Below are 11,367 nucleotides of genomic sequence, written 5' to 3'. Positions count from 1 at the left end.
ATATATGGGACAAGGTTCGTACAAGATATCAAAATGATTGCATATAATTTTTGTCGAGCTCAAGTTGAGAAAGAGCATGCCATTTATCTGGTGGTTCTTGTTCTGCTCTAAGCAGACCGGCATTTAAAAATTGACGATTACCTGTATCTCCGCTATTGGTTTTGAAGCCGCTCAATTTGGTTAAAGTATCGGCATAAACCGATACTGCCTGAAAAGATAAATACTCAAAATTAAACAGCCAGGCCCTTAGCAGAAATAAATTTAAAGAAAAATTAACGAAACCTCTACGCTGGTATCTTGACCGGGTGTACATGGGGTCTAAGGAAGGAACGAAATCATTTAGTGCCTTAAAGCGATGTATTATTTCATTTTTTGGTAAATTAAGCCTGTGCCAAGGGATTCTGCGTATAGAGGGGACATTATTCATGATTATACATTCCATATGGCTGGCTTTATATAAATTTTGTTGTTCAAGAAGTTGTTTCTCGGATAGTGCATAACCTAGGCTGGCCAACTCATAACCCTCTAAAGCCGGATTTTTTTCATAAGCCCCAATATGCCATAAAATGCAATTTTCATGGGGTAGCTGATGAAAATAAAATACAAAAGTTTCATTATCCAAAGTAAATTCAGTTTGCCTGAGTTCATGTGTGCTCAAAGTGTTTGAAAAGAAATTTGTTAAATCAAAATGATGCTTGTTATGTAAATAATCAAACGTAGACATATTTATAATTCCGGGGTTCTTTTCCAAATCCTTGAACCCGGCCAAATATTCTCGCAGATTATAAGAAAAAGAAATAAGCTTATTAAACATTCCTATAAAATTATCGGTACAGCTAGTAAATAAATTCAGGTATAATAGAAACATGAACCACGAAATATTAAAAAAAGCGGATCAATATATATCCCCGGTCTTGAGCCACTTTACAAGATTAGAAGTGGATCACGCAGAAGGTCTATACCTATACACTGTTGATGGCAAGAAGTATATTGATTTTACATCTGGTATAGGGGTAGTTAATACAGGTCATGTTCATCCGAATATATATAAGGCGATTTGTGAGCAGACAAAAAAGTTGATCCATATTGCAGCGGGAATTGCATATTATGCACCACATAGCAATTTGGCTGAAAAAATTGTCAAGATAACCGGATTTAAAGAGGCATCGGTTTTTTTTACTCAGAGTGGGTCTGAAGCCATTGAGGCAAGCCTTAAGTTAGCACGGTACGTTTCAAAAAAGAAGAAATTGCTGGCTTTTAGCGGGGCGTTTCATGGAAGAACATTAGGAGCATTATCGATTACTTATAAGGAAAAATATAAAAAAGGATATGAGGACTGGCTAATAAATAGCGTAATTACAGCGAATTTTCCTTATTGTTATCGATGTCCCTATGATCAAACTTATGGAAAATGTAAATTTCAATGCATAACTGATATGAAAGAGAAAATTATTAAAAATAAAGATGACCTTGCAGCTGTGATTATTGAACCGGTTTTAGGTGAAGGTGGCTATATCCCGGCCCCGGTAGAGTTTATACAGGAATTACGCTACATCACTAATGAACATAATATTATTTTAATATTTGACGAAATTCAGTCAGGATTCGGTCGAACAGGTGAAATGTTCGCCAAGGAGCATTACGAGGTTCAGCCTGATGTAATCGCGCTGGCTAAAGCTATTGCCTCCGGATTGCCCCTGGGAGCCTGTGTAGCACGTGCTGATTTAATGAATCAATGGACCACATCAGCACATGGAGGTACATTCCCCGGAAATCCGGTGGCCTGCGCAGCAAGCCTGGCAACAATTGATACTATTGATAAGGAAAAGCTGCTGGATAATGCTTATGAAACAGGTCAATATATGAAATCTTTACTAAAAGATGCACAAAAAAAGTACCAGCAAATAGGCGATGTTAGAGGCTTTGGGCTGATGATAGGCGTGGAATTCATTAAGCCGGGGACAAAGGAACCGAACCCTGAGTTTGTGAAAAGTGTCCGAAATATTGCTTTAGTAAAGGGATTACTGCTAATAAGTTGCGGAGAAAATGACCAAGTTATTCGATTGATTCCACCGTTAATCATTAAAAAAGAGGAAATTAAAACCGCAATCGGAATATTTTTAGACTCGATCAGGGAAGCAGCCGGTGACTAATTTTATATACGGACGTAACGCAGTTCTAAATTCTTTAAAAAACGGAAAAAGAATCCACAGGATTTTGATAAGCAAGAGTTTCCAACATGATAACAAAATAAATGATCTTATTTCTTTAGCTCATTATAACAGGGTACCTATAGTATATGCGGATAAAAAAGAGATTGAAAAGATAAGCTCGACGGATAGCCATCAAGGAGTTTTGGCATATGTACCTCCTTATCAGTTTGTAGAAGTGGAGGATATTTTAGATCTGGCTGAGGAGAAAAATGAGCAGCCCTTTATTCTTATGCTGGACGAAATAGAAGACCCATATAATTTCGGGTCATTAATCCGAACATCAGTTGCTGCTGGGGTTCATGGAATTATTGTTCCGGCGAAAAAACAGGCAGAACTGTCTCCGACAGTTGTTAAGGTCAGTACCGGAGCTGTTGATAATATTTTGATCGCCAAAACTTCAAACTTGGTAAACTGTGTACAAAAATTAAAAGATAAGGGATTATGGATTATCGGCACACATCAAATGGCTAAAGAAAGTTATTTAGAAATTGACTACAAGATACCATTAGTTTTGATTATCGGTAATGAAGGGAAAGGAATGAGCCGGTTGTTAACTGAAAATTGTGATTATTTGATAAAAATACCAATGGCTACGGATGTGATTGACTCTTTAAACGCTTCTGTTGCGGGTGCGTTGGTTATTTTTAAAATAATGGAAAAAAGGAAATTCAGTAAATGAGTTCAAAAAAAATATTGATTTATAATAATCCATTGTTAAGAAAGAAGAGTAAAGCTGTTAAAAATATCACACCAGCCCTGAAAAAGCTTGTACACGACATGGCAGATACAATGTACGAGAATAATGGCGCTGGTCTGGCTGCTATACAAATAGGAGAATTAACAAGGATTTTTATCCTAGATATTTCTGAAAAGAAAGATTCATTGCAGGTATTTATTAATCCAAGAATTGTTGCCAAGGAGGGGGAAATAATCGGACCGGAAGCGTGTTTGAGCGTACCAAAGTTTGAAGGTGAAGTAAGAAGAGGCAGGAAGATTACCTTGAAAGCAAAAGATATTCATTTTGAGGATATTACTGTAGAAGCGGAAAATTATCTGGCACGTGTAATTCAGCATGAGCTTGATCATCTGGACGGTGTCTTATACATTGATAAAGTTGAACAGGGTTCATTGAAGACAGTGGAAGACATGAGAGATATGTAATGTCTTTTCAAAAAGTTTTTTTCTTTGGGACCCCCTTATTCGCGGCTAATATTTTAGACTCAATTGTTAAGAATGGAAAAATCAGGATTGACGGGGTTGTTACACAGCCAGACCGTTGCAAGGGTAGAGGATATAATCTGGAAGAATCGGAAGTAAAAAGAATAGCAAAAAAAAATAAATTACCTGTATATCAGCCAACCAATAAAACCGAACTGCAAAATCTATTTAAAGACGAATCTCCTGACCTTTCTATAGTTGTTGCTTTTGGTATGATATTTTCCAAAGAAATAGTCCAAAATTATTTACTTGTTAATATTCACGCCTCACTGCTTCCCAAATATCGAGGACCTTCTCCTATACAGACTGTTCTTCTTGGTGATGACAAAGAAACCGGTGTAACTTTGATAAGAATAGAGGAGAAGGTGGATAACGGGGATATTATAAATATGAAAAAAATAAAAATTGATGAAAAGGAGAATTTTTCAACATTATCGGAAAAGCTGGAACAATTAAGTATCAGCATGCTCTTACAGCAATTAGATATAGATTTGGTACATTGGAAATTTGTGAGACAGGATGAGACTGAAGCCAGCTATACGAAAAAGATTGAAAAACAAAACGGGTATGTAGATTTGACTAAGGACGACCCGGAAATAATTATCAAAAAAATCCGCGCCTATCATCCTTGGCCTGGAGTATACACAATAAAGAATAATAAGCGCATAAAGATTATCGATGCAAAATTGTTAGACAAACATTTGGTTATTGAAAAAGTTCAGGAAGAAGGCCGTAAAGTAATTTTATATCAGGATTATATTCTTAATAACGATAAACTGATATAACAGTTAAATTGTAAATTTTTTAACTTCTGTCATTGTTTTTTTAGCCAGTGTTGAAAGTTCACGTGAAGAACTGGTAATAGTTTTTGCTATGGAATTATTTTTATCGGCAAATTGACTTAAGTTAATCACGTTATTCTGTATTCCCTCAATTACAACTTTTTGTTGATTAATCAGGGATGATATACTCTGAATCATGCTGCTGTTTTTGGAAACGGAATCAGTCATATTGCCCATATCTTCATGAACTTCGGTGGCGGACGCTACTCCGATCTCTATTTCTTTAACCGCTTTGGATACGAGATCAGAAATCTCTTTAACATAACTGGAAACATTTTCTGCCAGTTTCCTGACTTCATCAGCAACTACAGCAAATCCTTTGCCGTGTTCTCCAGCCCTTGCTGCCTCAATGGCGGCATTCAAGGATAAAAGATTGGTCTGATTGGCAATTTCTCCAATAACATCTGTAATTTTGCTGATTTTCAGGCTATTTTCAGATATGGACTGAATTATATTCACCATGCCGGATATTTTATTTTGTCCTTTTTTTACAAGTTGAAATGTTTCTTCACTTACGGCATTTGCTGTAGAAGCATTATCAACAATATATTCAATTGATTTATGCGCGTCGTTGGTTGCTTCCTTTATATCGGAAATTGACCGGATCAATATATCTGCCGATTGGACCATTTCACCTACAACCTGATTGGAAAGATCAGTAGAATTGACTACGGAGATGGAATAATTCGCAATGTTTTGTAATGAACTGGCCAGAGTTTCCAGGGAGTTATTAATATTCTGGATAAGTTTATTAATATCCCCATAAGAATTAGAACATATCCTTTGTTTTAAATCATTTTTAGATACAGCGTCCATGACTACATTGATACTATCAATATTAACACCGAGCATCTCTATCGAACTATTTATGTTTTCTTTCAATATATCAAGCTCACCATTCAAAGAAACCATAATTTTTTGTTTGAAATCACCTTGAGCCACGGCTTCCATTACTTCATTTATTGAAGTTATTGCCGAACCAAGGTCGCCGACTGTAGAATTGATATTGGTTTTCATAGTATGTAAGTCACCTTTTAAATCTATAAAAACTCTTTTAGAATAATCACCATGTGCCAATGCTTCCATAACCTGATTTACACCCGAAACGGCCAGCTTCAGATTGTTCATAAAGACATTAAAAGCATTGATTATTTGCTTGAATTCATCATTATTTTTGTAATCAATTTGAATTGAAAAATCGCCGGTTTTAATTATTTTATCGACATTCGATGAAAACAAGAATAAAGGTTCAAGAATACTTTTAATAATTAAATAGATGAAAACAACCAGGAAACACATTGCGGTAAGAGAAACAAAAACCAGCAGGAAAAGATTAGCCTGATAAGTTTTTTGTGAATTTTTATAAGCTTCAAGAGTTATATCGCTTTGTTTTTTAATAATATAGGTATTAAGAAAATCAATCATGGCATTAAAAGTTTTTTGCGCATGCGGATAAAACTCCTGGGCAGAGTATACATCACCGGCTATAGCCGCAGCGCTTATTTTTTTATATAAAGATTTGTAGGTCTCAGTATTTTCCGTAAATTTTTTGAATTGATCGGAATTTTTATTTATTACATTATTATTATTTATTAAATCAAGAATATTCTGAAAAGCTGTATTAAAAATGTTAAATCCCGTGTCAGCTTCGCTATTAATGATACTTGAGTTTTCTCCCATCATGGCCAGAATTCCTAATTTTAAAAGAGTAGAGTTCGCTAAAGAAAAAGATTCCGAAATTTTGGAAATATTTTCCATGGTTTTTACTTTATTTTCGTAAATGTCCTTAATTAGAGATTTTTGTTTGTATGTAACACTGACTGCAATAAAAATCATGATCATAAAGAATGCCAGCACCAACAAAATCATTGAATACAATTTCTTTTTTATTGTCATAGTTTTTTCTTCCCTTCGATTAAGTTTAGCAATTCTGTAGATATGGTTTTTATTTTCTCAGACTGAGCATTCATTTCCTGAGCAGCCGCAGCTGATTCTTCGGCTCCTGCGGAATTTTGTTGTGCGACCCTGTCAATGCTGACCATTATTTCATTTAGCATCGTTATGCCACGTGATTGATCTTTTGACTCATTGGATATCTGCGAAACTAGAATATTCATTTTATTAATATTCTCTGCAACGTTTTTAAATTCCTCCCTGACTTTATTAACGCGATTTATGGCGCCTAAAAGTTTTTTATCACTTTCATCGATTTGAGCATTTGTGTGTTCTGTTTCTGCTGTGGTCTTCAAGGCCAGGCTCCTTACCTCATCCGCAACAACGGAAAAGCCAGCACCTGCCTCACCAGCTCTTGCTGCCTCAACCGAAGCATTTAAAGCCAGTAAATTGGTTTGGAAGGCAATATTGTCTATAGTCTTGACTATGTTATGAATTTCCTCGCTGGATTTTTTTACTTCTTCTATTGCCTGAGACATTTCCTGAACTGAATTCGCGCAGTTGTCATTGGTTGTTTTAGTTAGGCTGGATAGCCCCGAGGCCTGGAGCGCGTTTTTTTCATTTTTGGAAGTAAGGGTTGATAACTGACCTAAAGAGGATAATGTTGCAGCAATAGAGGAAGCCTGATTAGATGCTCCTGTTGCCAGAGATTTCCCTGAAGCGAAAACCTGCGCGGCAGAAGCAGATAGCTGGATAATTATGTCATTTAATTGATAAGTAGATTTTTTTATAACATTTAGGATACTCTTGGAAACAAAAAAAATAAAGGCATACAAAAGAATCGCACTGGCAATTGACACAACAATCAAAAGAAAAATATTTTGTTGAGATGTTCTTATTGAATATTTATAGAGTTTGTATGTATTATCACTTTGATTTTTTATAATAAAATTTTCTAGAAAAACATTAATTTTTTGATATATACTTTCTGCTTGCCCGTAGGCTTCGGCTGCTGAATATGTATCACCGGCAGTTGTGTAATTAATTATTTGTTTGTAACCAGCGATATATTTTTCCGAATTAGACAAAAACTCTTTATACAGAGGATTAGTTTCATCAATTATTTTATAGGTAGCGATAATTGAAACAAGCTCTTTTGAGGCCAGCAAGTATGCATCCAGCCCTTTGTGCCCTTCACGGGAAATAACGTCGGTGGATTCACCCATAACTGCGTAGGTGCTTAACCTTAAAAGTATAGAATTGGCTAGTGAAAACGATTGGGCCTGTTTGAAGACTTGTTCAATACCTTTTACTTCTTTTTCATATACCTGTTTGATTAATTTTTTTTGATTGTTCGCCAGGTTCAAAGCAATAGTAATAATAACAAATAAAGTTATTAAAACTATAACCAGAATAATATTTAATCTATTCTTTATAGACAAGAACTTGTCCCCCAAAAAAAAGCCTAAATAAATTTATTTAGGCTTTTTAAATAATCCAGCAAAAATTATGTCAAATTATTTTGCATACATACCGGCGCAAACAATGTATTTTTTATCTCCGAACTTGGCTAACTTGCCATAAGTTGTTTTTTTGAAAATTCCAGTACTTTCCGGCTTCTGATACATATAGTCTGTCCAGCCGCTTCCTTTTGCCAGAGCCTTGGCAACGATTTCGTCTCTGAACTTGAACCCCTTAACATCCGGTTTACCTTTGAAATTTTTACCTACCAGTGAAGGTTTTTCAGGATGTGCAAGCATTGTTATATTTTCATCATAAACAAACACATATAATTCACCTTTATGAAACTTGCCGTTTGTTTCGCCGATTATTTTTAATGCGTCGTCACCTTTTTGTGTTAATAGTTTTGCTGCTTCATCAACTATCCCAACCACCTGTTCCTTGGTGAGATTATCTTCGGGCGCTGCAATTACGTTGTCTTTTGGAGCGTCCTGAGTTTCCCCAAAAGTATATGGAAGCATTAACCCAAGCAGAACTACTATTAATAAAACCGTTTTTTTCATGCTACTCCCTCCCTTAATTTGAATATGTAATTAATAAATTATCAGATTATCGATAAAATAACAAGACAAAAAATTAACATTAAAGTTAAATTCTGTTCTGTAAATTTAGAAGTTCAAAGGAAACCAGAATTAACTCTCCGAGAGTGATTTCAGAAATATCAATTGCATAATCAGAGTATAGGGGTTCTTTTTTTACCTGGTCAAAAAAATTTTGATAATTCGGGTTTTGCTTAATATTAATTTTAAACTTAAAAGTTTTACCCAGTGGATGCCCGTCTGCTGCTACAACATCCATATTTTGAGATTCAACTACCTCCCAGAAAGCAATTAATGATGGTGAGAGCTTGTTTTTTATATCTTTAGATGCAAGATAAGAGAAATCAGGACCTTCTTTAGCTTCCAGGGAGTTAAACATAAAAAAATTATAGCATGTGTTACAATTAACTGGTAAGAAGAAAAAAGTAATTAAAAAAATAAATATATAAAATTGTTAACAGAATGTGTTCAAGTTGTTGAAAAGAAATAAAAATGCGATAGTATTCGAAAAAAGCGTGTATTTGACAACGGGTTGTTTAGTGTGTTAGTCTGGTTTATGTTTCTATAAAGCACTATATGTAGGGTATGTTAATATAATGAAATGTCCGTTTTGTGGTAGCTATCAGGATAGAGTATTAGAATCAAGAACATTGGCTGATGGAGAAGCTATTCGTAGAAGAAGAGAATGTTTATCTTGCAACGCAAGGTTCACATCCTACGAACGTTTGGAAGACAAACCATTAATGGTGAAAAAAAGAGACGGCCGTAAAGAGCTGTTTCAAAAAGAGAAGATTTTAAAAGGAATTATGAGGGCCGTGGAAAAACGACCTATCTCTATGGTGCAGGTTGAAGAAATAGTTGATGATATTACGGAAAGTATACATAGAAAACCTGAGCGAGAGATAGATTCCAGGGTATTGGGTGAGATGGTCATGAATAAGCTGGCGAAAATTGATCAGGTGGCTTATGTAAGGTTTGCGTCAGTTTATAAGCAGTTTAAAGATGTGGGGGAGTTTATTGAAGAAATAAAAAATATGTAAGGAGTAGTAACAGCAATGATCACAGAAGAAATAAAAAAAGCGATACAGGACAAAAAAGGGTTAATCAAAAAGGTTATTAAAAGAAACGGAGAAATCGTTGATTTTAAGAAAGAAAAAATAACCGAAGCTATCTTTAAAGCTGCACAATCAGTAGGTGGAACCGACATCGAAACCGCAAAGAGCCTGACAGAGAAAGTAATTGCCGAATTAACAGAAAAGTACAACAAAAAAACCATACCCGCGATTGAAGAAATACAGGACCTGGTAGAAACAGTCTTAATGAGGAACGGTCATGCCAAGACTGCAAAGGCCTATATTTTATATCGCGAACAACGTCAAAGGTTAAGAGAAAAAGAAAAGCTCATCCTGGATATTAATAAAACAATGGATGGCTATTTGAACCAATCGGACTGGAGAGTAAATGAAAACAGCAATGTGAATTATTCATTAGGCGGGCTCATATTGCATAATTCAGGATCAATAACCGCGAATTACTGGCTAAATAATATTTATCCCAAAGAAATAGCCGACGCGCACCGCAACGGCGATTACCATATTCATGATTTATCAATGTTTTCTGGCTATTGTGCAGGCTGGTCTCTCAGACAGCTGATAGAAGAAGGTTTTGGAGGGGTACCTAACAAAATAAATTCCAAACCGGCTAAACATTTAAGCACACTTATATCGCAGATGGTTAACTTTCTCGGGACCATGCAAAATGAATGGGCCGGAGCACAGGCTTTTTCCAGTTTTGATACCTATCTGGCTCCATTTGTAAGGATAGATAATCTGGATTTTGAAAGTGTCAAACAACAGATACAAAGTTTTGTGTTTAGTATTAATACACCTTCAAGATGGGGAAGCCAGGCACCATTTACCAACATTACGCTGGATTGGGTTGTACCGCAGGATCTTAAAGAGAGAGCAGTAATTATAGGTGGCAAGCAACTGAATTTTACATATGGCGATTGCCAGAAAGAAATGGATATTATAAATAAAGCTTTTATTGAAATCATGATGGAAGGCGATGCCAACGGTAGAGGATTTCCCTATCCGATCCCTACCTATAATATAACCAGAGATTTTGATTGGGATTCTCCTAATGCCAAATTATTATTTGAAATGACAGCCAAATACGGAACGCCTTATTTTCAGAATTTTATCAACAGCAATCTTGACCCACAGGATGTGAGATCTATGTGCTGCAGGTTGCAGCTGGATAAAAGAGAGCTCAGGAACAGAGGCGGAGGACTGTTCGGGGCTGATGAACTGACAGGCTCAATAGGAGTGGTAACCATAAACTTATCCAGAATAGGTTATTTGACTAAAACTAAAGAAGAATTTTTTGCCAAGCTTGAACATCTTATGAATCTGGCAAGCGAGTCACTTGTTATAAAAAGACAAGTTATTAACCGGTTAATGGATGTTGGTTTATACCCATATACAAAAAGATATTTAAAAAGTTTTAAAAACCATTTTTCTACAATCGGAATAAATGGGATGAATGAAGCTTTGCTTAATTTTTTAGGCAAAGATATCACCACACCCGAAGGTGTTGAGTTGGCCATGGAGGTGTTGGATTTTATGCGTAATACACTTATTAATCTTCAGGTGGAAACAGGAGATTTATATAATCTGGAAGCAACACCGGCAGAATCTACATCATACCGTTTAGCCAAGATTGATAAGGACAGATATCCTGATATTATAGTGGCCGGCAAAGATGACCCCTATTACACAAACTCTACTCAATTGCCGGTAGGGTTTTCCGATGATATTTTTTCTGCTCTGGACCATCAGGACCAGCTACAGAGAAGGTATACCGGCGGGACAGTTTTCCACGGGTTTTTAGGTGAAAGAATTCATGATGTAGAAGTCTGCAAACAATTGGTTAGAAAAATAGCCTACAATTATCATGTGCCCTACTTTACTATTACTCCGACATTTTCTATATGTCCGAAACACGGGTATTTAAACGGCGAGCACTTTGATTGTCCTATATGCAGAGATACTAAAAAAGAAGAGATTATCCAGAATCTGGAAAAGCTGGAAAAAGAATTGCATATAAACAAAGAAGAGGCATGTTAAAATAAAAGAAGGG

Annotated in this window: 11 protein-coding genes; 6 read left to right on the top strand and 5 right to left on the bottom strand. The window is 35.7% G+C overall.

Features of this window, described 5'->3' with window-relative positions; all coding sequences use genetic code 11:
• Positions 1-28: 28 nt before the first annotated feature.
• Complete coding sequence (locus PHV30_00210; GenBank protein MDD5455436.1) at positions 29-814, bottom strand: hypothetical protein; 786 nt, start codon at positions 812-814, stop codon at positions 29-31.
• 52 nt (positions 815-866) lie between these two features.
• On the opposite strand from PHV30_00210, the gene PHV30_00205 reads away from it, so the two are divergent.
• Genes PHV30_00205 through fmt form a run of 4 tightly spaced genes read left to right on the top strand, consistent with a single transcriptional unit; the run spans position 867 to position 4,216 of the window.
• A complete protein-coding gene (locus PHV30_00205) occupies positions 867-2,153 on the top strand; it encodes an aminotransferase class III-fold pyridoxal phosphate-dependent enzyme (protein MDD5455435.1) in 1,287 nt (428 codons plus the stop codon).
• Positions 2,146-2,892: a 23S rRNA (guanosine(2251)-2'-O)-methyltransferase RlmB gene (gene rlmB / locus PHV30_00200; protein ID MDD5455434.1), complete on the top strand. Its 747-nt coding sequence runs from the start codon at positions 2,146-2,148 to the stop codon at positions 2,890-2,892. The genes PHV30_00205 and rlmB overlap by 8 nt, the downstream gene beginning before the upstream one ends.
• On the top strand, positions 2,889-3,374 hold the full coding sequence (gene def, locus PHV30_00195; protein MDD5455433.1) for a peptide deformylase: 486 nt from the start codon (positions 2,889-2,891) through the stop codon (positions 3,372-3,374). Before rlmB ends, def begins: the two co-directional genes overlap by 4 nt.
• Positions 3,374-4,216, top strand: coding sequence for a methionyl-tRNA formyltransferase (gene fmt, locus PHV30_00190; GenBank protein ID MDD5455432.1), 843 nt, complete (start codon positions 3,374-3,376; stop codon positions 4,214-4,216). The genes def and fmt overlap by 1 nt, the downstream gene beginning before the upstream one ends.
• A gap of 3 nt (positions 4,217-4,219) precedes the next feature.
• On the opposite strand, the gene PHV30_00185 is transcribed toward fmt, so the two are convergent.
• The 4 genes from PHV30_00185 to PHV30_00170 all read right to left on the bottom strand — a co-directional run bounded on the left by PHV30_00185 (position 4,220) and on the right by PHV30_00170 (position 8,605).
• Positions 4,220-6,169, bottom strand: a complete 1,950-nt coding sequence (locus tag PHV30_00185) for a methyl-accepting chemotaxis protein (GenBank protein MDD5455431.1) — start codon at positions 6,167-6,169, stop codon at positions 4,220-4,222.
• The gene (locus PHV30_00180) at positions 6,166-7,608 is read right to left on the bottom strand and encodes a methyl-accepting chemotaxis protein (protein ID MDD5455430.1); all 1,443 of its coding nucleotides are present in this window, start codon (positions 7,606-7,608) and stop codon (positions 6,166-6,168) included. The genes PHV30_00185 and PHV30_00180 overlap by 4 nt, the downstream gene beginning before the upstream one ends.
• A gap of 75 nt (positions 7,609-7,683) precedes the next feature.
• Positions 7,684-8,190 carry a cache domain-containing protein gene (locus PHV30_00175; protein MDD5455429.1) on the bottom strand — a complete coding sequence of 169 codons (507 nt, stop codon included), beginning with the start codon at positions 8,188-8,190 and terminating at the stop codon, positions 7,684-7,686.
• A gap of 85 nt (positions 8,191-8,275) precedes the next feature.
• Complete coding sequence (locus tag PHV30_00170) at positions 8,276-8,605, bottom strand: hypothetical protein (protein ID MDD5455428.1); 330 nt, start codon at positions 8,603-8,605, stop codon at positions 8,276-8,278.
• Between the two features lie 217 nt (positions 8,606-8,822).
• Between PHV30_00170 and nrdR the strand changes: the two genes are divergently transcribed.
• Together nrdR and PHV30_00160 are read left to right on the top strand one after the other, a co-directional pair.
• Positions 8,823-9,266 carry a transcriptional regulator NrdR gene (gene nrdR / locus PHV30_00165; GenBank protein ID MDD5455427.1) on the top strand — a complete coding sequence of 148 codons (444 nt, stop codon included), beginning with the start codon at positions 8,823-8,825 and terminating at the stop codon, positions 9,264-9,266.
• 15 nt (positions 9,267-9,281) lie between these two features.
• Positions 9,282-11,354: a ribonucleoside triphosphate reductase gene (locus PHV30_00160; protein MDD5455426.1), complete on the top strand. Its 2,073-nt coding sequence runs from the start codon at positions 9,282-9,284 to the stop codon at positions 11,352-11,354.
• Positions 11,355-11,367: the final 13 nt, after the last annotated feature.

It is taken from the genome of Candidatus Margulisiibacteriota bacterium, assembly GCA_028715625.1.
Classification (GTDB): Bacteria; Margulisbacteria; Riflemargulisbacteria; order GWF2-35-9; family GWF2-35-9; genus JAQURL01.
The sequence above is the reverse complement of the archived record's forward strand: the minus strand, read 5'-3'. Positions and strand labels throughout refer to the sequence as shown.

Coding starts and splice junctions, on each gene's coding strand:
- PHV30_00210 (MDD5455436.1), bottom strand. CDS start 814: ATGTTTAATAAGCTTATTTCTTTTTCTTATAATCTGCGAGAATATTTG.
- PHV30_00170 (MDD5455428.1), bottom strand. CDS start 8,605: ATGTTTAACTCCCTGGAAGCTAAAGAAGGTCCTGATTTCTCTTATCTT.
- PHV30_00160 (MDD5455426.1), top strand. CDS start 9,282: ATGATCACAGAAGAAATAAAAAAAGCGATACAGGACAAAAAAGGGTTA.
- nrdR (MDD5455427.1), top strand. CDS start 8,823: ATGAAATGTCCGTTTTGTGGTAGCTATCAGGATAGAGTATTAGAATCA.
- fmt (MDD5455432.1), top strand. CDS start 3,374: ATGTCTTTTCAAAAAGTTTTTTTCTTTGGGACCCCCTTATTCGCGGCT.
- def (MDD5455433.1), top strand. CDS start 2,889: ATGAGTTCAAAAAAAATATTGATTTATAATAATCCATTGTTAAGAAAG.
- PHV30_00185 (MDD5455431.1), bottom strand. CDS start 6,169: ATGACAATAAAAAAGAAATTGTATTCAATGATTTTGTTGGTGCTGGCA.
- PHV30_00175 (MDD5455429.1), bottom strand. CDS start 8,190: ATGAAAAAAACGGTTTTATTAATAGTAGTTCTGCTTGGGTTAATGCTT.
- PHV30_00205 (MDD5455435.1), top strand. CDS start 867: ATGAACCACGAAATATTAAAAAAAGCGGATCAATATATATCCCCGGTC.